Annotated in this window: 16 protein-coding genes; 5 read left to right on the forward strand and 11 right to left on the reverse strand. The window is 60.0% G+C overall.

The features are described from left to right. Nucleotides 1-344: 344 nt before the first annotated feature. Together ACWKV5_RS04330 and ACWKV5_RS04335 are read right to left on the reverse strand one after the other, a co-directional pair. A complete protein-coding gene (locus ACWKV5_RS04330; protein WP_123435001.1) occupies nucleotides 345-722 on the reverse strand; it encodes a DUF6124 family protein in 378 nt (125 codons plus the stop codon). A gap of 337 nt (nucleotides 723-1,059) precedes the next feature. Then, nucleotides 1,060-2,028: a LysR family transcriptional regulator gene (locus ACWKV5_RS04335; protein ID WP_483840328.1), complete on the reverse strand. Its 969-nt coding sequence runs from the start codon at nucleotides 2,026-2,028 to the stop codon at nucleotides 1,060-1,062. Nucleotides 2,029-2,208: 180 nt separating this feature from the next. Here ACWKV5_RS04335 and ACWKV5_RS04340 point away from each other — a divergent pair, with 180 nt between their 5' ends. From ACWKV5_RS04340 to ACWKV5_RS04355, 4 genes are all read left to right on the forward strand, one after another. Further along, the gene (locus ACWKV5_RS04340; protein WP_483840329.1) at nucleotides 2,209-3,708 is read left to right on the forward strand and encodes an efflux transporter outer membrane subunit; all 1,500 of its coding nucleotides are present in this window, start codon (nucleotides 2,209-2,211) and stop codon (nucleotides 3,706-3,708) included. 222 nt (nucleotides 3,709-3,930) lie between these two features. Further along, nucleotides 3,931-6,123, forward strand: a complete 2,193-nt coding sequence (locus ACWKV5_RS04345) for an FUSC family protein (protein ID WP_483840330.1) — start codon at nucleotides 3,931-3,933, stop codon at nucleotides 6,121-6,123. Further along, nucleotides 6,113-6,313: a DUF1656 domain-containing protein gene (locus ACWKV5_RS04350; RefSeq protein WP_008153498.1), complete on the forward strand. Its 201-nt coding sequence runs from the start codon at nucleotides 6,113-6,115 to the stop codon at nucleotides 6,311-6,313. Before ACWKV5_RS04345 ends, ACWKV5_RS04350 begins: the two co-directional genes overlap by 11 nt. 25 nt (nucleotides 6,314-6,338) lie before the next feature. Then, a complete protein-coding gene (locus ACWKV5_RS04355; RefSeq protein ID WP_483840331.1) occupies nucleotides 6,339-7,202 on the forward strand; it encodes an efflux RND transporter periplasmic adaptor subunit in 864 nt (287 codons plus the stop codon). A gap of 111 nt (nucleotides 7,203-7,313) precedes the next feature. On the opposite strand, the gene ACWKV5_RS04360 is transcribed toward ACWKV5_RS04355, so the two are convergent. From ACWKV5_RS04360 to ACWKV5_RS04370, 3 genes are all read right to left on the reverse strand, one after another. Beyond that, nucleotides 7,314-7,712 carry a DUF4440 domain-containing protein gene (locus ACWKV5_RS04360; protein WP_483840332.1) on the reverse strand — a complete coding sequence of 133 codons (399 nt, stop codon included), beginning with the start codon at nucleotides 7,710-7,712 and terminating at the stop codon, nucleotides 7,314-7,316. Between the two features lie 118 nt (nucleotides 7,713-7,830). Then, the gene (locus ACWKV5_RS04365) at nucleotides 7,831-8,655 is read right to left on the reverse strand and encodes an SDR family oxidoreductase (protein ID WP_483840333.1); all 825 of its coding nucleotides are present in this window, start codon (nucleotides 8,653-8,655) and stop codon (nucleotides 7,831-7,833) included. A gap of 31 nt (nucleotides 8,656-8,686) precedes the next feature. After that, on the reverse strand, nucleotides 8,687-9,151 hold the full coding sequence (locus ACWKV5_RS04370; protein WP_483840334.1) for a multidrug transporter: 465 nt from the start codon (nucleotides 9,149-9,151) through the stop codon (nucleotides 8,687-8,689). A gap of 166 nt (nucleotides 9,152-9,317) precedes the next feature. Between ACWKV5_RS04370 and ACWKV5_RS04375 the strand changes: the two genes are divergently transcribed. After that, a complete protein-coding gene (locus ACWKV5_RS04375; protein WP_483840335.1) occupies nucleotides 9,318-12,047 on the forward strand; it encodes an RHS repeat domain-containing protein in 2,730 nt (909 codons plus the stop codon). Nucleotides 12,048-12,134: 87 nt separating this feature from the next. Here the strand turns inward: ACWKV5_RS04375 and ACWKV5_RS04380 are convergent, their stop codons facing one another. The 6 genes from ACWKV5_RS04380 to ACWKV5_RS04405 form a co-directional block, all read right to left on the reverse strand. Beyond that, nucleotides 12,135-13,586: a mannose-1-phosphate guanylyltransferase/mannose-6-phosphate isomerase gene (locus tag ACWKV5_RS04380; protein ID WP_483840336.1), complete on the reverse strand. Its 1,452-nt coding sequence runs from the start codon at nucleotides 13,584-13,586 to the stop codon at nucleotides 12,135-12,137. A gap of 214 nt (nucleotides 13,587-13,800) precedes the next feature. After that, entirely contained in the window at nucleotides 13,801-14,457 is a 657-nt protein-coding gene (locus tag ACWKV5_RS04385; RefSeq protein ID WP_483840337.1) for an alginate O-acetyltransferase AlgF, read from the reverse strand. 14 nt (nucleotides 14,458-14,471) lie between these two features. Further along, nucleotides 14,472-15,647 (reverse strand): alginate O-acetyltransferase, encoded by a 1,176-nt coding sequence (locus ACWKV5_RS04390; protein ID WP_483840338.1) that lies wholly within the window; start codon nucleotides 15,645-15,647, stop codon nucleotides 14,472-14,474. 11 nt (nucleotides 15,648-15,658) lie between these two features. Further along, nucleotides 15,659-17,224, reverse strand: a complete 1,566-nt coding sequence (locus ACWKV5_RS04395; RefSeq protein WP_483840339.1) for an MBOAT family O-acyltransferase — start codon at nucleotides 17,222-17,224, stop codon at nucleotides 15,659-15,661. A gap of 194 nt (nucleotides 17,225-17,418) precedes the next feature. Continuing rightward, nucleotides 17,419-18,543, reverse strand: coding sequence for a mannuronate-specific alginate lyase (locus tag ACWKV5_RS04400; protein WP_483840340.1), 1,125 nt, complete (start codon nucleotides 18,541-18,543; stop codon nucleotides 17,419-17,421). 8 nt (nucleotides 18,544-18,551) lie between these two features. Next, nucleotides 18,552-20,000 (reverse strand): alginate O-acetyltransferase, encoded by a 1,449-nt coding sequence (locus ACWKV5_RS04405; RefSeq protein ID WP_483840341.1) that lies wholly within the window; start codon nucleotides 19,998-20,000, stop codon nucleotides 18,552-18,554. Nucleotide 20,001: the final 1 nt, after the last annotated feature.

Raw genomic sequence — 20,001 nt, forward strand, 5'->3', positions numbered from 1 at the left:
TACATGCAGCGTGTTCGACTGCGTCGAACGGCGCTGCGCGCCACTCCCCGGATGCACACCTCCACTCAGCCTCCCGAAGGGGCGGGCAGATCAAAAGCTGCAGGCGAGCTAACGCTCGGCCTGATGAGTGGTGGGAAGCGGCGGGTGTACGCCGATCAATTGTAGGAGCCTGGCTTGCCAGCGATGGCGGCCTGACAGCCGACCAATCTCTACCAGATGCACCCATTCTAACTGTGGGAGCGAGCCTGCTCGCGAAAGCGGTATGCCAGACAACATTGATGTTGAATGTTAAATCGCATTCGCGAGCAGGCTCGCTCCCACAGGGATTGGCGTTTACTGGGGGATTAGCGATGTGGCGCGGGTTTGGGCAGTTCGAGGTTGTCCATCATCCGGTTTGCCGCCAGTTCGGCGAGCATGACGATCTGCTGGATGGCCATGGCGGTGTTGCGGTGCGGGCCTTCCAGGTAGGCGGCAAAATCGCCGGCCATGACGCTGGCCTGGGCCAGGGTTTCACAGGTGTGGGCCAGCAGGTCTTCGTCTTTGAGGTCCGGTGCAAGCATGAACATGGTGCTGGGTTTGCGGGTGGGTGGTGATTTCAGCGCGGCGGGGTTGAGGTAGTGATTCAACGCGCGTTCGGCGGCGTCGTGGAATTTTTTGGAATCGACGGATTCGTAGGGGGAAACGTCGTCGGTTTCCGGAGGGTTCGGTGTTTCTTTGATCATTCGGGCGTTACTCATTGGCAAGTGAAGTGGAACTGCCAACTTTCGTTTTCCAGACGAAAGGGGTGGCAGCCATGCGCGGACTGGAAAAACCGGTACACCCACCAAAAACCGGCAGACCCGAAGGTCTCCCGCGCACAGCCGCCATAACAAGGATTTGCGAGCAGAAAAAAGCGCCGCAGTATGCCATGGGGTGTGGTCAGTGTTCGCCAGGTTTTCCAGACCTGATCGCTGATTTGGCAGCGACCCACAAAGCCTACCCATTTCCCGTCTGACCCAACAACCGACAGAACGCGTCGGAATCCTTCCCCAAATTCAGCGCGTCTGTAGGACCGTGGAATCAGTTCGCCAGCCGAGCCCCACCCAGGCTCCCGCTCAATTCATACGCCGCCAACTCCGCTTGATGCGCCGCCAGAATCTCTGGCAACGAGCCGCGCAAGTACTCGACCCACGTCTTGATCTTCGCGTCCAGATATTGCCGCGAAGGGTAGATCGCATACAGGTTCAGTTCCTGCGAGCGGTAGTTCGGCATCACCCGCACCAGCGAGCCGTTGCGCAAGCCTTCGATCGCCGCATACACCGGCAGCACGCCAACGCCCATGCCGCTGGTGATTGCGGTTTTCATGGCGTCCGCCGAGTTCACCAGAAACGGTGAGCTGTTAATGGTGACCATCTCCTGGCCTTCTGGCCCGTCGAAAGTCCACTTCTCCAGCGGGATCACCGGGCTTACCAGGCGCAGGCACATGTGGTTCAGCAAATCGCTGGGCTTTTGCGCGCAACCGTTGGCTTTCACGTACGCCGGCGAGGCGCAGACGATGCTGTAGGTGATGCCCAGCCGCTGAGATACGAAGCCCGAGTCCGGCAGTTCGCTGGCCAGCACGATGGACACGTCGTAGCCCTCGTCGAGCAAGTCCGGCACTCGGTTGGCCATGGTCAGGTCGAAGGTTACGTCCGGGTGCGTCTTGCGATAACGGGCGATGGCGTCGATCACGAAGTGCTGACCGATGCCGGTCATGGTGTGCACCTTGAGCTGCCCGGCCGGCCGCGCATGGGCGTCGCTGGCCTCGGCTTCGGCTTCTTCGACGTAGGCGAGGATCTGCTCGCAGCGCAACAGGTAGCGCTTGCCGGCCTCGGTCAGGGCGATGCGGCGGGTGGTGCGGTTGAGCAGGCGGGTTTGCAGGTGGGCTTCCAGGTTGGAGACCGCGCGCGAAACGTTGGCGGTGGTGGTGTCCAGTTGCACGGCGGCGGCGGTGAAGCTGCCGGCTTCGGCCACGTAACTGAAGGCGCGCATGTTTTGCAAAGTGTCCATGGGGTGCTCTCGGGTGCGATGGCAAATTGTGACACGAAGTTGCTGGGGCGGTGACCCCGACCAAGGGATTATCGCGTTAACGGTAACAAAGATTCACAAGAATCCCAGCTTATCGCCGTTCCGGCCGGCCCCTAGAATTGCGCATCTCCGAAACACCCCCCACCTCAGGAAATCGCAGCAGTGCCGCGTCGCATCAGCAGAGCGCTTCAGACGCTCAGTGTTTTGGCTTTAACCCTGGCAATCAGTGGCTGCATCGGTACCGCAGGTATTGCCCCGCAGGGCAAGGCACTGGAGGCCGATTCACTGGCCACCGACGCAGCCATTCAACACGCTGCGCAGGACGCGCACTGGCCCACCGCTCAATGGTGGCAGGCCTATGGCGACCCGCAATTGAACCGTTGGATCGACCTTGCCGTGCAAGGCAGCCCAAGCATGGCCATGGCGGCGGCGCGTGTGCGCCAGGCCAAATCCATGGCCGGCATCGCCGAATCCGCCGAGTCGCTGCAGATCAATGGCGAATCCACCCTCAAGCGCCACAACTGGCCCACCGATCAGTTCTACGGACCGGGCGAGTTGGCCAATACGACGACCTGGGATAACAACGCCGCGCTGGGCTTCAGCTATGCGCTCGACCTCTGGGGCCGCGAAAGCAATGCCACCGAGCGCGCCGTCGACATGGCGCACATGAGTGCCGCCGAAGCGCGCCTGGCGCAGCTCGAATTGCAGAACAACATCGTGCGCGCCTACATCGAGCTGTCCTTGCATTACGCCCAGCGCGACATCGTCGAAGCGACGCTGCAGCAGCAACAGCAGATTCTCGACCTCGCGCAGAAGCGTCTGAACGGTGGCATCGGCACGCACTTTGAAGTCAGTCAGGCACAAACGCCGTTGCCGGAAACCCATCGCCAGATCGATGCGCTGGACGAGGAAATCGCCCTCAGCCGCAACCAGCTCGCGGCCCTCGCCGGTTTTGGTCCGGGGGAGGGCGCGAAGTTGCAGCGGCCAACGCTGTCGTTGGGCGCGGCGTTGAAATTGCCGTCGACGCTGCCCGCGCAATTGCTCGGTCAACGCCCGGACGTGGTTGCCAGTCGCTGGCAAGTGGCGGCGCAAGCACGCGGCATCGATGTCGCCCACGCTGGTTTTTATCCCAACGTCGATCTGGTCGGCAGCCTCGGCTACATGGCCACGGGCGGTGGGGCGCTGGAGTTCTTGACCGGCAAGAAACTCAACTACAGCGTCGGCCCGGCCATCTCGTTGCCGATTTTCGATGGTGGGCGTTTGCGCTCGGAGTTGGGCGAAGCGTCGGCGGGGTATGACATCGCCGTGGCCAAGTACAACCAGACGCTGGTCAATGCGCTGAAAAGCATCTCCGATCAATTGATCCGTCGCGAGTCGATGGAAAAGCAGCAGGCCTTCGCCACCGAGTCCGTGGCCACGGCGCAGAAGACCTATGACATCGCGATGATCGCGTATCAGCGCGGGCTCACCGACTACCTCAATGTGCTGAACGCGCAGACGTTGTTGTTCAAACAGCAGCAAGTGCAGCAGCAGGTGCAGGCGGCGCGGCTGAGTGCGCATGCGGAACTGGTGACGGCGCTGGGTGGCGGGCTGGGTGCGGGGAATGATGTGCCGACCGACGTACAAACCCAGGCCCCGAAAACCCCGGCCCTTTTGAATTGACCCCGATGTATCAGACATACCCATATTTGTGGCGAGGGGGCTTGCCCCCGTTGGGTCGCGAAGCGGCCCCAAAACCTGCCATCGCATTTTCTCAGGTACACCGCATCCATCTGTACGGCGACTGCTGCGCAGTCGAACGGGGGCAAGCCCCCTCGCCACAGACAAGCCCTTCCACCACAGGGTTTCGGTTGATCCAGGTCGTTCAACTATGAGCACGATTTCATGACTCCCTTGCCCGCACCCTTGCGCTGGCTGTACTCCCTTGAATGGCGCCGGGGTTTCTTTGATTGGGCGCGCAGCGACGGCGTGACCTGGGTCTACATCTTCAAGGTGGTGTTCGCCGCCTTCCTGACCTTGTGGCTGGCGATGCGCCTGGAGTTGCCGCAACCGCGCACGGCGATGATCACCGTGTTCATCGTCATGCAGCCGCAAAGCGGTCAGGTGTTCGCCAAGAGTTTTTACCGCTTTCTCGGCACCTTGACCGGCTCGGCGGTGATGGTGGCGCTGATTGCCTTGTTCGCGCAAAACACCGAACTGTTCCTCGGCTCGCTGGCGATCTGGGTCGGCATCTGCTCGGCCGGTGCCGCGCGGTGTCGCAACTTTCGCGCCTACGGTTTTGTGTTGGCCGGTTACACCGCCGCGATGGTCGGATTACCTGCGCTGGCGCACCCGGACGGCGCGTTCATGGCCGCCGTCTGGCGGGTGCTGGAAATTTCCCTGGGCATTCTCTGCTCGACGCTGGTCAGCGCCGCGATCCTGCCGCAAACCGCCAGCGCCGCGATGCGCAACGCCTTGTATCAGCGCTTCGGCGTGTTTGCCTTGTTCGTCACTGATGGCTTGCGCGGTCGCAGCAAACGGGAGGCGTTTGAAGCCAGCAACGTGCGATTCATCGCTGAGGCGGTGGGGCTGGAAGGCTTGCGCAGCGTGACCGTGTTCGAAGACCCGCACATGCGTCGGCGTAACGGTCGGCTCAATCGTTTGAACAGCGAGTTCATGGGCATCACCACCCGCTTCAACGCCTTGCATCAGTTGCTCGAACGCTTGCGCAGCAGCGGTGCCGAGCCTGCGGTTGCCGCGATCAAACCGGGTTTGCAGGACCTCGCGGAGGTGCTCGACGGTTTCAGCGGTCGAGCCCTGACCGACGCGGATGCGGCACGCCTGGTCGTCGAGTTAAGCGCTTATAAAGAAGGCTTGCCGGCGCAGGTTCGCCGCTTGCGGGCGACCTTTCAGGAGAGCAACCCGAGCGACGCCGAGCTGCTGGATTTCCACACCGCGTACGAGTTGCTCTATCGCTTCGTCGACGACTTGCACAGCTATGCTCAGACCCACGCCTCACTCGCCGATCACAGCCATGCGCGCGAGCAATGGGACGAACCATTCACCCCGCAAACCAACTGGATGGCCTCGGCGGCGTCGGGGATTCGGGCGGCGTTCATCCTGGTGGTGCTCGGTAGCTATTGGGTGGCGACCGCATGGCCCAGCGGCGCGACGATGACCTTGATTGCCGCCGCCACTGTCGGCCTTTCCGCCGCCACACCGAACCCGAAACGCATGGCGTTTCAGATGGCCTGCGGGACGTTCCTCGGCGCACTGATCGGTTTCGTCGAGATGTTTTTCATCTTCCCGTGGATCGACGGTTTCCCGTTGCTGTGCGTGATGCTCGCGCCGGTGATCGTGCTCGGTTCGTTCCTCACCTCGCGACCGCAATACGCCGGTGTCGGTCTTGGCTTGCTGATCTTCTTCAGCACCGGTTCGGTGCCGGACAACCTCACGGTCTACAACCCTTACGCCTTCATCAACGACTACATCGCCATGGTGCTCGGCATGTTGGTCTGCGCGGCGGCCGGGGCAATCATTCTGCCGCCGAACAGCCGCTGGCTGTGGCGGCGTCTGGAGCAGGACCTGCGCGGGCAAGTGGTGTACGCGATCAGCGGCAAACTCAAGGGCTTGGCGTCGAGTTTTGAGAGTCGCACGCGGGACTTGCTGCATCAGGCGTATGGCCTCGCGGCGGGGCAACCGCAGGTACAAAGCAACTTGCTGCGCTGGATGTTCGTGGTGCTGGAAGTCGGCCACGCGATCATCGAGTTGCGCAAGGAGCAGGCGATTTTGCCGGTGCATCCGGCATACGCCGAATCGCAGCCGTGGCGCCAGGCGATCCGCGTGATGGGCCGCTCGCTGGTGCGGCTGTTCCTGCAACCGAGCCAGAACAATCTGGAGCGCAGTTTGATCGCGGTCGACCATGCGATCAGCCGCGTGCAAGCCACCGACGAACCCTTCGCACCGCACTTCGACACCTCGGCCCTGCGCCGGGTGAAGAGCTACCTGCACTTCATTCGCACCTCGTTGCTGGACCCGCAATCACCGCTCGCGGCCTACACGAAAACCGCGCCGCAAGGACTTGAACATGCCTCGTGAAATCGCCTTCCACGGCGTGTACATGCCCACCATGACACTGATGTTTTTCATCGCCGCCGCACTGGCCTGGGCGCTGGACCGGTTCTTGTCCGGGTTCGACCTGTACCGCTTTTTCTGGCACCCGGCGCTGCTGCGCCTGAGCCTGTTTACCTGTCTGTTCGGCGCGCTGGCGCTGACTGTTTATCACTGACTCTCTAATTCTGAAGAAGGCCCTGATGAAAAAGCTTTTCAGCCTGCTCGCCACCCTGTTGGTGCTGGCCCTCGCGCTATGGATCGGCCGGACCCTGTGGGTGCATTACATGGACACCCCGTGGACCCGCGACGGCCGGGTGCGCGCCGACATCATCAACGTCGCCGCCGACGTCACCGGGGAAGTGGTGGACGTACCGGTGCGCGACAACCAGCAAGTGAAGAAGGGCGATCTGTTGATGCAGATCGACCCCGAGCACTACCGCATCGCGGTCAAGCAGGCGCAGTCGCTGGTCGCCTCACGCAAGGCCACGTGGGAGATGCGCAAGGTCAACGCCCGCCGCCGTGCGGACATGGACAACCTGGTGATCTCCCGGGAAAACCGCGACGACGCCAGCAACATCGCCGACTCGGCACTCGCCGATTATCAACACGCGCAAGCGCAACTCGAAGCCGCCGAACTCAACCTCAAACGCACCGAAGTGCGGGCGGCGGTGGACGGGTATGTGACAAACCTCAACGTCCATCGCGGCGACTATGCGCGTATCGGCGAAGCGAAAATGGCCGTGGTCGACATGAACTCGTTCTGGGTCTATGGCTTCTTCGAAGAAACCAAGTTGCCGCACGTGCGCGTGGGCGATAAGGCCGACATGCAGTTGATGAGCGGCGAAGTGCTGAAGGGGCATGTGGAGAGCATTTCTCGTGGCATCTACGACCGGGATAACCCGCAGAGTCGCGAACTCATTGCCGATGTGAACCCGACGTTCAACTGGGTGCGACTCGCGCAGCGGGTGCCGGTGCGGATTCACATTGATGAAGTGCCGGAGGGGGTGCTGTTGGCGGCGGGGATTACGTGCACGGTGGTGGTTAACCCAGCAGTTGGCGAATAACCCTGTGGCGAGGGAGCTTGCTCCCGTTGGACTGCGCAGCAGTCCCCTACTTTTTGGGACCACTTCGCAGCCCAGCGGGAGCAAGCTCCCTCGCCACAAAGAGCGATCGAGTCAACCCTTGCAAAACGTCTCATGCAAGTGCCGCCAGATCAGCCGGCCATCGGCGTCTTTCTCAAACACCACGGTCGAACGTCGATCCGAATGCAACCCGGTGGCATCGGTCTGTTGCTCGCGATAACTCACCACCGCGCCGCCGTCATACAGCGCAACACCGCGCAAGTCGCTGAGCTCGATCCTGAACCCGAGCTTCTTGCCGCCCGCCAGTTGAAACAGTTCGCTCAACGCCTCGAAATCCAGCACCCGGCCCAATGGCGAGACCATGGAGAACTGTGGCGAAAACCGGCTCAGCAGTTGTTCGAGTTCCGAGTCGTCTCGTTCTTCGGCCAGCCATTGTTCGATGGCGACGTGGGCCTGGATGACTTCGTCGAAGTAGTCGGTGTAGTCGGTCATAGTGTTTCCTGAATTTTTGCAGTGTTTGTTCTGAAGCCTTCGCGAGCAGGCTCGCTCCCACAGTGGAATGCATTTCAAATGTGGGAGCGAGCCTGCTCGCGAAGCGGTCAACTCGGTCTCAGAGCTGCCCACGCAACCCGAACCGCTTCATCAACCCCGATTCCAGCAAGCCTTTCGGCAACAACCCCGCCAACAACGGCAACGCCCGGCTGCCGTTACCCAATCGAATCAAGCGCGGTGGCTTGCTTTGCTGCACAGCCTTGAGCAAACCCTCGGCAAATTCCCGGGCCGGTGTCGGCTTGTCCTGTGATGCCTTGGCCCGTGCACGAATACCTTCACGCAGTGGAAACCATGGCGATTGTTCGGTGATCAGTTGCTCGGCTTCGTGGCCGGCATTCTTCGCGAAGCTGGATTCGATGGCGCCTGGCTGGACTTCCATCACGCGGATACCGAACGGCGCCAGTTCCATGCGCAGAGCATCGCTCAACGCATGAACGGCCGCTTTTGACGCGCAATACGCGCCAGCAAATGGCGTGACCAAAACCCCTGAAACGCTGCCAATATTCACCACCAATCCTTTGGCGCGACGCAGCACCGGGAACAGCGCGCGGGTGACGCCGACAATCGCAAACACGTTGGTCTCGAATTGCCGCTGCATGGCCGGTACACCGCCGTCGAGCAGCGGCCCCATCGCGCCATAACCGGCGTTGTTGATCAGCACGTCGAGGCCGCCGCGTTGCTGATTGATCTGTTCGCTCAGCTGTTCGAGCGCGGCGCCGTCATTGACGTCCAGTTGCACGGCGGTGAAACCGGCGGCGGTTAACGCGGCCACGTCTTCAGCCTTGCGGGCGCTGGCCCAGACTTCGTAGCCGGCCTCTTTGAACACGTCGGCGAGGGCGCGGCCAATGCCGCTGGAGCAACCGGTAATCAACGCAACGGGCATGGCGCGGTCCTTGTGCAAAGTAAGAGTTAAATTAATCGGAGAAACTACCCTGCAAACGCTCGGCGCGAAACTCCAGGGTTTGCGGGCGATAGCCTGGGCGCAATGGCGGCAAGGGCAAACAGTCTTCCCAGTTGGCGCCGGCCTGCAGCTCGCCGGGGCCACGATAGCGTGGGGCGTCGTATTGGTTGTCGGCCAGATTGACCGTGTCCCCCGGTGCATACGCCGCGATGCGCCAGCGCAATTCGGTCAGCGGCACGTCGTTGCCGTTGTTCATTTTCAGCTGCAACGGGCGATCCGCCGGGCACTGCTCGGGCGCGTAGGCGATGCGCAACTCCAGCCGCGCCAGTTGCTTGACCTCGCGGTTGTCCAGCCAGACCACCCACGTGGCCACCAGGCCCAAACCGACGGCGGCCGCCACAGACACGGGAAACGCCTTGGACGGGTAGCGCAGCAGCAGAATCAGCCAGGTGATGACCAGCAGGACGCCGATGAACATGTGTGTACGCTCCTTGAACTCATGGCCTCCATCCTACCGAAGGGCCGCGTGAATGGACATTCGTGGATCAAGCGCTGTTGCCATTGGTCGGAACTGTAATTTCTGACAGTAGCCGGCCAGCGCCATTAGCGATTAGCTGACCACTGGCTCACAGGGACGCGCCGGCATGCACGATAAAACCCCCACAGTGTCGGTCGTCGACCCGCGAAAGCTGCCGATCCGTTCCATTGATTATTGGCGCGAGGTTGAAGGCGAGCCGACTCAGGCACGCATCAACCGCACACTGCACAATGCCGCCGGGCACGCTGTCATGCAGTGGGACCCTCGGCTTTGGTTGCTACAGGAACAAAACCCGCTGGCGCCCGCCAACCTCGTGAGGGTGCATGCACTGTCCGGTGTTGCCATCTCGACGCTCAGCGTGGATGCCGGCTCGCAGATCAATCTCCTCGGCCTGGCCGGCGAAGTGCTGCAAGGCTGGGACGGTCGCGGCACACGACGCGAGATTGAATACGACGATCTGCTTCGTCCTGTGACGGTGTTTGAGCACGTCGCCACCGCGCCACGACGTTGTGCCGAACGCATGGAATATGGTCGTCCCGGTCAGGGTCATCAGGACCACAACCCGTTCGGGCAACTGATTCGACGGGATGGCCCTGGCGGGACCGTATCGTTTGAGGCGTTTGCGATCACAGGTCAATGCTCAACGCACGTTCAACACTTCGCTCTGGATGCCGTCGCCCCTGATTGGCCAGAGCCGATTGCTGATCGCGATGAATTGTTGGAGCCCAGCGATGGAGCTGTTTCGACGTGGCGATTCGGTCCGCTCGGGAATGTGCTGGACTCGGTCGATGCCAGGCAGAACTGCCAGACCTTTGGCTACACCCTTGATGGCCGACTAAGCCACAGTGCCTTGAAGCTCGCAGGCAAGCCGTCCGGGCAAACACTGGTGAGTGGCATCGAATACAACGCCCAAGGACAGATCACTCGCGAAGTGGCGGGTAACAACGTACAGACGACGCTCAAGTACGCTCCGGAAGACGGACGCCTGATAGAGCGCCGGGCGCACAGCGATCACAGCGGATTGCTGCAACACCTGCTCTACGACTACGACCAAATGGGTAACGTGCTGAGCATCGAAGACAAGGCGTTGGCGGTGCGTTTTTTCAACAATCAACGCATCGAGCCCGTCAGTCGATTTACCTACGACAGCCTGTATCAACTGATCGCGGCGACTGGCTGGGAGGCGGGTGCGCCCAACCAAGGACCGGCATCCGTTGGGCGCAGCGATCCAGCGGCGCTCAGCAACTACGAGCAAACCTACAGTTATGACAAAAGCGGGAACTTGCTGAAGTTGACACATGTCGGTGCGCAAAGTCCTGGGCGTGACCTGAAAGCTGCCCCGTACAGCAATCGTTGCCTACCTTGGCGCAACGACGAACCGCCGACCGAGGAAGAAATCGCCGCAGCATTCGACGCCAGCGGCAATTTGCTGGAGCTGGATCCGGGGCGACTCCTGACGTGGGATTTGCGTAACCAATTGCAATCGGTCAGCCCGGTGGTGCGCGACTCTGGACGCAATGACGTTGAGTCCTATCTCTACAATGGCGGTGGCCAACGGGTGCGAAAAATTCGCGCGTTGCAGACCAACGCCCGAACCGTGATAGCCGAAGTGCGCTATTTACCGGGGCTGGAACTGCGTACCGCCAGTGGCACCGGTGAGAGGCTGCAAGTCATCACCGCACAGGCGGGCCTGAATTCGGTGCGGGTGTTGCATTGGGAAAGCGATCCACCGTCCGGCGTCAACGATCAGTATCGGTACACCCTGGCCGATCACCTGAACTCCTGCACCATGGAACTGGCCGACGACGCTCGAATCATCAGCCGGGAAGTTTTCTATCCGTTCGGCGAGACCGCGTGGTTCGCTGGCGCGGATGCGATTGAAGTCGATTACAAAACCATTCGCTATTCGGGCAAGGAACGAGATGCTACAGGGCTTTATTACTATGGTCTTCGGTACTACATACCGTGGCTGCAGCGCTGGCTTAATCCCGATCCCGCAGGAGAGGTCGACGGGCTCAATCTTTATCGAATGGTTCGTAACAACCCATTGACGTTTTTTGACGAACAGGGCGAAGATCCTGAGTCGAAAACGTCATTAACCACCGCTACCGGTATTTTTGAAACGTACAAGGAAGGTTACAGCGATATAGATAGACAGCTTCCTTTCAAAATGATGGCCGATATTACCGGCAACAAATTGGTTTTTAAAACAAACAAGGCATCTGCCGGAATGCTCGAAAAAACCAGCACCAAGCGTTTCACTTTGAGGCACTACACCGTTTCTGGCAGTCAAGGGGATACGCCACCCTTCATGGAGATAGCGTCAAACTTTTCGCTGGTCCATAAAAAGGTGAAAACGTTGGGTGGAAAGGGTGGCAACACAAACGAGAAAGACTGGACGAAGGCAGGCAACAGCGCCTTTACCTTTTTTCTCCTGGCCGTGGATGGTGAAGTCAACGAACGTAAATTTCTTCAATCAATGACCCACTTCGCCGAATACGATCTAGGGGATGACAGGGCGCTGGAGGAAGCGCTGGGCCCAGGTTTCAATGATGTCGATTTTTTTGCCTCTCCTGATGTATTGGACCCAAAGCATTCCGCGAATCTGGCAACCGTTCCAATGGTTAAGGGGCGGTTGAAAGATTTGAAGGCGCTGCTGTTGGGTAACTCAGGGATTTCTGCGGTGCAAGTGGGAAGAATGGATTCGAAATCATTACTTAATAGTATTGATCATGCGTTTGGTGGAAGCCTCGAGATCAAAATTCCTGGCACGATGAAAGTTAAAACGTGGCACAAGAAAACAACAACGCCATCTGTTGGTAAGAAGGCAGCATGATCGCCTACAGCTAAAAAAGCCCCCGCCCAACCCGCTACGGATAGGGGACGCAGCGGGCTGGACGGGGGCTTTCATTTTGCTGAACGCTTACTGCGCGATGGTTTTCACCGACACGCCGCGCTCGACCGGTGTCGACCGACCGTAGATATCTTCAAAGCGCTCGATATCGTCTTCACCCAGGTAGCTGCCCGATTGCACTTCGATGATCTCGAGTGGAATCTTGCCCGGGTTGCGCAGACGGTGGACCGACGCGATCGGGATGTAGGTCGACTGGTTTTCGCAGAGCAGGAACACATTCTCATCGCAGGTCACTTCAGCGGTGCCGCTGACCACGATCCAGTGTTCGGCGCGGTGGTGGTGCATTTGCAGCGACAGGCACGCGCCCGGTTTGACCGAAATGTGCTTGACCTGGAAACGGCCGCCCATGTCCACCGAGTCGTAGGAACCCCACGGACGATAGACTTCGCAGTGGTTCTGGGTTTCGCTGCGACCCTGCTCGTTGAGGGTGTTGACCATCTGTTTCACGCCTTGGACCGAGTCCTTGTGCGCAATCATCATGGCGTCCTTGGTTTCGACCACCACGATGTTTTCCAGGCCGATCACCGACACCAGTTTGCCGTTGCCGTGGATCATGCAGTTCTTGCTGTCCTGAATCACCACATCGCCTTTGGTGACGTTGCCGTTGGCGTCTTTTTCATTCACTTCCCACAGCGACGCCCAGCAACCGACATCGCTCCAGCCCGCAGTCAGCGGCACGACGCAGGCGCGCTGGGTTTTTTCCATCACTGCGTAGTCGATGGAGTTGTCCGGGCAGCAGGCGAAGGTGGCTTCGTCGAAGGTGATGGTGTCGGCATCTTGCTCGCTGCGTTCGAGGGTCAACAGACAGGTGTCGTAGATGTCCGGGTCGTGCTTTTTCAGTTCTTCGAGGAAGCGGCTGGCGCGGAACAGGAACATGCCGCTGTTCCAGAAATAACCACCGGACTCGACATATTCGGTGGCACGTTTGACGTCCGGTTTCTCGACAAAATGCGAGACGCGGCTGACGCCTTCGGGCAGCAGCGAATCATTGGTCGACTTGATGTAGCCATAACCGGTTTCCGGTTTGGTCGCCGGCACGCCGAACAGCACCATTTCGCCGTTTTCTGCCGCCACGGTGGCCAGTGCCAAGGCGCGTTGCAGGGCTTTCTGGTCTTCCAGCACGTGGTCGGCCGGCAGCACCAGCATCAACTCGTCGCGACCTTCATTGACCAGCATCATCGCGGTCAGGGCCACGGCCGGCGCGGTGTTGCGACCGAACGGTTCCATCAGGATGCGCTGGGCTTCGAGTTTGCGGTTGCTCAACTGCTCGTTGACGATGAAGCGGTGGTCCTTGTTGCACACCACAATCGGGGTGTCCATGCCTTCGAACACCAGGCGTTCCAGGGTTTGCTGGAACAGCGTATGTTCGCCGGTCAGGGCAAGGAATTGCTTGGGAAACTGTTTACGCGAAAGCGGCCAAAGACGTGAGCCGCTACCACCTGACAAGATCACCGGAATCATGTTGTTACTCCTTTAAAATCGATTGGTTAGAGCTACGAACGTTCTGTCGTTTCACTCTTGTTCTTATTCCGTGTCCGGACTGAGACGGCGATTCAATGTGGGAGCGAGCCTGCTCGCGAAGGCGGCGTATCAGTCGACATCAATGATGGATGTCAGACCGCTTTCGCGAGCAGGCTCGCTCCCACAAGGGAACCGAGTCAGTCAGGCAAATTGATTAGCGCGTCGAGACGGGGCGTTTTACCCAGACTGGCGACAGGCTGCTGCCGTTGCCGGTGACGTACAGCACGGCCGCTTCACCGCGTTCCAGGGCAACCGGTTTGACGTCGCCGACTTTTTTGTCGCCTTCAAACAACGCCAGGCTGACCTTCACCGGGTTGATCTCACGCTCGCCACGGCCCTTGGCGGCCACGCTTGGCACCACGTCAGTCTTGCCGTCAGCGGTCTTCAGGGTCAGGGCCTTGTCGCTCAGGTTTTGCAGACGCACCAGGGACTTTTGCTTGTTCTTGAACGGCGGTTCTTCGATCAGTTGCGGCGCGCCGGAAGCGTTGTTGACCAGGGTGTAGTAGTGGTCACCGGCCAGTTTCACCGGCAGGGACTGGCTGCCGACCTTGGCGCTGTAGTCACCGCCCGGCATGAAGCTGAAGTCGGTGCTGGACAGCGGTGCGACGTCGCTCAGGCTGGTGGTGCCGACGGTGGCGCTGACTTCTGCGTTACCAGCGTTGTAGACCCGTACGAAGCTCGAGCCTTTTGGTGCGGTCGGGCCGTAGAGCGCGGCGTCGCCACCGGCGAAGGCGTTCATCGACAGCACGCTGAAGGTCGCGGCCAAAGCGAAAGTCTTGGCGAGACGGCGAGGAGTAGTAGTGAAAGTCATGGTGTACCTCTCTTTCAGTTTTGCGCCCGGTCGGGCGTCTCGGATTTAGTGTTTGCGGCTACGTTTTGTTGGCGGGCGCCGGCTTCTTTGAGCTCTGCGACCCACTGCGGGTCGGCGTCGCCGATTTCGTTGTTCACAGGCAGATATCGTTCAGGAAACTCCCAGATCAGCACTTGTGGCGGGCTGTTCTTGAAAGCATCGCTTTTCAGGTAGCTGAGCATCGGCAGGATCGGGCCGTGGCCGTCTTCGGCGTAATTGACCACGTCGCTGCGCAGCGCTTGTTTCAGTGCGCCGACGAAGTTCCAGTTCGGGTTGGCGCTGTAGCTGGTGCCGATCAGGGCCACCGGCACTTCGGTGTTGGCGAACAAGGCGTCGTCACCGGCAGGCTGATCGCCAGCCGCCACGGTGTTGCGCTTCTGCAGCGGCTCTTGCGCCGGCATCAGGTTTTCGAACAGCGGGTCCAGCGGCAGGAACAGGCGCAGGTCGCCCTTGTGCGTGACTTTTTCCGCGGGTTCAGTGACGAAGTTTTGCGGCTCGCCGCTCAGCGGCAGTTTGTCGGCAATGGTTTTCGCCAGGGTCTCGGCGGCGACTTGTGCACCTTCCGGGGTCCAGTGGGTGTCGGTGCGCAGGAACACTTGCTGACCGTTCTGCTTGGCTTTTTGCAGCGGGCCGAGCAGGTCGGGGGCGAGGATCTTGTCGGCCGCGACACGGGCGTGGAAGTCCTGATAGAGGTTGGCGTGAATGCTCGAAGGCTTCACCTCACCCAGGTGTTCCGGGTACAGGCGGGTCTTGGCCGGCACGATCGCCATCACCAATTGCACGCCTTGCTCTTTCAAGGTCTGGCGCACGCCTTCGACCAGCGCGTAGTTGCCTTGCAGGTTCAGCTCTTCGTTGACGATCGGGTTGAACTCTTCATCGCTGTAGAGCCACTGATCGCGGCCGAGCACGACGCCCGGACGACCTTCGTTAAACAGTTTGAAATCCAGCGCGGCCCAGAGGTTGGTGCCCAGGCGCTTGATCGGAAACTCGTCGTCGTAGTGCGTCTCCACGGCTTTGGTCCAGCGGCCGTTGAGCACCGTCGCCTCGGCGTTGGTGCTGAAGCCGAAGAAGCTGCGCGTGGACCACAGGCCCAGTGCCAACAGCGTCAGCAGGAACAGGGCGATGTAGAAGATGCGTAATGGGCGGGTCATGGTCAGATCCCTCAGAACTGGAAGTAAAGGAACGGCGAGAAGCTTTGCGCCGAGAGTTTGAAAATCGAAGCAATGAACAGCAGCAGCACCAGGGCGCGCATCACGTAACGCGACCAGTCAGCGGTCCAGTAGGCCGGTTGCACGGTGGCTTCGACGCCGACGGTGTAGCCCGGTTGATGGATGCTGGCCGGGTTGTCGCCCGGTACGGCTTTGATCATTCCTGGGGTTGCGCCAGCAGGACCATCGGTCTCGACGTTGACGGCAGGCTTGGTCTTCTCTGGCGGACGGTTGGTGTAGAAATCACGGATGCCGAAGAACGCCAGCGTCACGTAAGCCACCACCAGGGTTGCCACTTGCAGGCCGGTGAGGCTGGCCTGGTTGAGTTCCGACAACGACCATTCGTTGAAGCTGAACATCGCGCCGTACATACGGCCGGCGACGTGCAGGTTTTCCGAGCGGAAAATCACCCAGCCCATCACCACCAGCAGGAACGTCAGTGCCCAGCGGATCGGGTTGATGCTGCGCGGCGAGGTGTTCAGGCCCAGCGCTTTTTCAATCGCCAGCCACATGCCGTGCCACGCACCCCAGACGATGTAGGTGATGTTCGCGCCGTGCCACAGACCACCGAGCAGCATGGTCAGGAACAGGTTGCGATAGGTCATCAGCGTGCCTTTGCGGTTACCGCCCAGCGTGATGTACAGGTAGTCACGCAGCCAGGTGGAAAGACTGATGTGCCAGCGACGCCAGAACTCGGTGATCGACTGGCTGATGTACGGCTGCTTGAAGTTTTCCATGAAGCGGAAACCCATCATCAAGCCCAGGCCGATGGCCATGTCGCTGTAGCCGGAGAAGTCGAAATACAGTTGCGCGGTATAGGCCAGTGCGCCGAGCCAGGCATCGCCCGTGGTCGGGTTTTGCAGGGCGAAGCAGTGGTCGGCGACGACGGCGAGGGTGTCGGCGATGAAGACTTTCTTGATGAAACCCTGCATGAACCGCGTGCAGCCCTCGGAGAATTTATCCAGGGTGTGGGTGCGGTTGTTGAACTGGTCGGCGAGGTCGCGGAAACGCAACACCGGGCCGGCAATCAGGTGCGGGAAAATCGCCACGAACGCCGCAAAGTCGATCAGGTTGCGAGTCGCCGGGGTATCACCACGATAGACGTCGATGATGTAGCTGATGGACTCGAAGATGTAGAACGAGATCCCGATCGGCAACAGCACGTGGGTCAGGATGAACGGCGACAGACCGACCGAGGTCATCATCGCGTTGATGCTGTCGACGCCGAAGTTGGCGTACTTGAAGTAGCCCAGGATGCACAGGTCGACGGCGACGCCGAGCAGCAGCCAGCGCTGGGCCGGTTTGGTGCGAACGCCTGCGGCACCGACTTTGAGGCCGATCCAGTAGTTCCACAGCGTGACGGCGGCGAACAGCGCGAGGAAGTCCACGCGCCACCAGGCATAGAACACGTAGCTGGCGATCAGCAGCAGCAGGTTGCGATAGCGTATTCCGCTCAAGTAGTACAAGCCGAGAAAGATCGGCAAGAACAGAAACAGGAACACATTGGATGAAAATACCATCCCGATCTCTCCATGTTTAACCAACAGTCAAGGGCCAACGGCCCCCCCAAACCCCCCACCGAAAACCTGGGGGGCAACATCACTTCACTGTGGGAGCGAGCCTGCTCGCGAAAGCGGTGTTTCAGTCGACATCTTTAGTGAATGTCAGACCGCATTCGCGAGCAGGCTCGCTCCCACAGGGGATTGCATCTGTCTTAGGAACCCTTGTTGCCTTTTTCATTGGCCGGGTCGAAGACCTTGGTCAAATCCCCACCGAGGCGGAAGGTCTTGAACGGCTGCATTTTGTGTTTCTGTTGCAGCACATCCGGCGCGCAGGTGTAGAGCGTGCAGAACGGTTCGAGCCAGGCGAATTTCGAGTCGATCTTGAGATCGGTCATGTCCTGTTCCTTGCCGTTCTTCTTCTCGAAGATGTCCGGGTCTTTAATCCCGGCCAGCACCTGATCACCCAGGCGTTTCAGCGCACCGTTGTTTTCCTGGCGCAAGTCCACACCGTTGACCTGAGCGAAACTGGCGATCATCGCCAGAGGCGGCAGGGCGTAGTTGTGGTAGGCGAGGGCGCGTTGCTGGCGCTTGAGTTCGTTCGGCAGGAAACCCTGCGCGTCGACCTGGTTGGCGCCGACCTTGTATTCCTTCACGGCCCAGTCAAACAGGTCGCGGCGGTTGGTCGCGACCGACGTGGCCATCACCGACCAGGCAGCCCAATACGAGTGATTGTTGGTTTGCTCAAGCGGCAGGTTGTCCCAGTCGCTGACCACCTGATCGGCCATTTTGCTGAACCAGGCTTCGATCAACTGCGACTCTTGCTGATGGTTGGCCAGCGGATGCGAGTCGGAGAACTTCAGGCGGATATACGACGAAGCCATGCTGCCCAGCGCCCATTTGCGCATGGACTTGCCGGTGTGGTTAAAGTCCTTGGACATCAACGCATCGGCCTTGGCCCAGGCGGTCAGCCAGGTCAGCGTGCATTCGAGTTGTTCCGGGCGACCATCACGCATGAATTGCATCACGCGCTTGCTGGTGCCGCGTTCGATCTTGGTGATGTCGGCGGTGCTGTCGCGGAAGGCTTTTTCCGATTGCACGTTCAGGGTCGAACGGGCCTTGTCGGAGCCTTCGTATTTGCTGCGAAATTGCAGCGAGCCGGTGTACGGTGTCGGCATCGCATCACAGCCTTCGCTGCTGTCGCCGGTTTTGACTTTTTCGATCGGCGCGAAGTAACCCTGTGGCGGGCGCAGTGGTGCGGCGGCCTGGGTGGCACCGGCGAACATCGCCAGGGTCAGCAACGATGGCGCGAGCAGGTTTTTCAACGTTCGGTTTCGCATGGCAGACCTCATTGCCCGGCCTGAGCAGTTCGCTGCTCAGCACTCGGGAACACGTTGCGTTTGCAGATTTTCGCTTCGACTTTTTGCGGCGCGGCACCTGCTTCAGGGCCCTGGACTTCGACGGCCAGCAGATTCTGCGAGGCCCAGTCTTCGTCCGTGCGCAACTCAAAGGCGAAACGCCCGTCGGTGTCGGAGGTTTCCGGTTTATCGATCTTGATGTCCTCGTGGCGACCGTTCATGTACCAGAGGGTGGCGTGCAGGGTTTTCACCGACGGATCGGCGAAGCGGATGTCGACCTGGTGGCTGCTGTTTTGCAGGTCCAGGTTTTTGCTGTTGACCATCAATTCGTTCTTGCCCGGTTTCAGCGTGGTGCTGCCGGACATCTGTGCATCCTTGCCTTCGCAACCGTTGTCCAGCAACGCCATCATCTGGCGGTAGATGGTTTCCTGGTCGAGGCGATAGAGCGGCGAGAACTCCCAGATCAGGATCTTTGGTGGCTTGGTCTGGAATTCTTCGCTGCCCAGGTACTGCAGCATCGAACCTTCCAGGCCACCGCCGGGGAACGCCACGTTGAGGATGTCGGCGCCGATGGCCTCTTCGAGGAAACCGGCGAAGTTGTAGTTCTTGCCACTGTGGCTCGTGCCTACCAGGGTGATCTCCGGATTGCCGGCGTCGCTGAACAGATCGCCGTCGGCGGCTTCGCCCTTGGGCTCGGTGGTGAATTGATCCATGTACTGGATCGCGTAGCTGGTGCCACAGAGTTGACCGGCCATGTTGTGCAATGTTCCGGTCTTGCCCATGCGACCCGACCTGTGGGTCTCGAATTCACGCTTCGCAATGCCGGCAAACGCCGGAATCTGCTTGACCTTTTCCGCGACGATTTTCGCGGTGCGCTGGGCACCATACGGTGTCCAGTGTTGGTCGCCGCGGAAGTAGAAGTCGTGGGCGGGCAGGGTGTCGGGCAGTGACTCGTTGGTCAGCGGCGACAGGTCCGGTACGACGTAACCCATGGCGGCGAAACGCCCGAGCATGGTCTTGTAGTTCTTCAGTGCCTTGTCGAAATCGTACTTGGCTTTTTCTTCCGGGTTGAGCTTGTTGCGGTTCACCAGGCCACGGGTCGGCTGGTAGACGACGACCAGTTCAACGCCTTTGCTCTTGAACGCATCGTGCAGCTCTTTCATGCGTTTGTAGCCGGCGGGGGTGGTGTCGAATTCGGTGCGCAAGTCTTCTTGCGTACGGAACAGCCAGTCGCCCTGAGCCTGCACCAGGGTGGTGAAGTTTTGTTGATAACGCGTGGTGTAATTCTTCGCGTCATGGGCTTCGGGGCACAGGTTGCAGCACGGATCAGCCGTGAATTTTGGTGCCTGGGCTTCATCGGCGCGAACACCGCCGCTGGCCGCGAGAATGCCGGCGGTCAGGGCCGACAGGCTGAGTAATTTGATCAAGTGTGGGTGCATA

This window comes from Pseudomonas oplopanacis, assembly GCF_057128725.1.

Excerpts from the sequence above, each read along its gene's own strand:
- ACWKV5_RS04330 (WP_123435001.1), bottom strand. The coding sequence starts at position 722 with ATGATCAAAGAAACACCGAACCCTCCGGAAACCGACGACGTTTCCCCC.
- ACWKV5_RS04385 (WP_483840337.1), bottom strand. The coding sequence starts at position 14,457 with ATGACTTTCACTACTACTCCTCGCCGTCTCGCCAAGACTTTCGCTTTG.
- ACWKV5_RS04395 (WP_483840339.1), bottom strand. The coding sequence starts at position 17,224 with ATGGTATTTTCATCCAATGTGTTCCTGTTTCTGTTCTTGCCGATCTTT.
- ACWKV5_RS04355 (WP_483840331.1), top strand. The coding sequence starts at position 6,339 with ATGAAAAAGCTTTTCAGCCTGCTCGCCACCCTGTTGGTGCTGGCCCTC.
- ACWKV5_RS04375 (WP_483840335.1), top strand. The coding sequence starts at position 9,318 with ATGCACGATAAAACCCCCACAGTGTCGGTCGTCGACCCGCGAAAGCTG.
- ACWKV5_RS04390 (WP_483840338.1), bottom strand. The coding sequence starts at position 15,647 with ATGACCCGCCCATTACGCATCTTCTACATCGCCCTGTTCCTGCTGACG.
- ACWKV5_RS04370 (WP_483840334.1), bottom strand. The coding sequence starts at position 9,151 with ATGTTCATCGGCGTCCTGCTGGTCATCACCTGGCTGATTCTGCTGCTG.
- ACWKV5_RS04335 (WP_483840328.1), bottom strand. The coding sequence starts at position 2,028 with ATGGACACTTTGCAAAACATGCGCGCCTTCAGTTACGTGGCCGAAGCC.
- ACWKV5_RS04405 (WP_483840341.1), bottom strand. The coding sequence starts at position 20,000 with ATGCACCCACACTTGATCAAATTACTCAGCCTGTCGGCCCTGACCGCC.
- ACWKV5_RS04360 (WP_483840332.1), bottom strand. The coding sequence starts at position 7,712 with ATGACCGACTACACCGACTACTTCGACGAAGTCATCCAGGCCCACGTC.
- ACWKV5_RS04365 (WP_483840333.1), bottom strand. The coding sequence starts at position 8,655 with ATGCCCGTTGCGTTGATTACCGGTTGCTCCAGCGGCATTGGCCGCGCC.
- ACWKV5_RS04345 (WP_483840330.1), top strand. The coding sequence starts at position 3,931 with ATGACTCCCTTGCCCGCACCCTTGCGCTGGCTGTACTCCCTTGAATGG.
- ACWKV5_RS04350 (WP_008153498.1), top strand. The coding sequence starts at position 6,113 with ATGCCTCGTGAAATCGCCTTCCACGGCGTGTACATGCCCACCATGACA.
- ACWKV5_RS04380 (WP_483840336.1), bottom strand. The coding sequence starts at position 13,586 with ATGATTCCGGTGATCTTGTCAGGTGGTAGCGGCTCACGTCTTTGGCCG.
- ACWKV5_RS04400 (WP_483840340.1), bottom strand. The coding sequence starts at position 18,543 with ATGCGAAACCGAACGTTGAAAAACCTGCTCGCGCCATCGTTGCTGACC.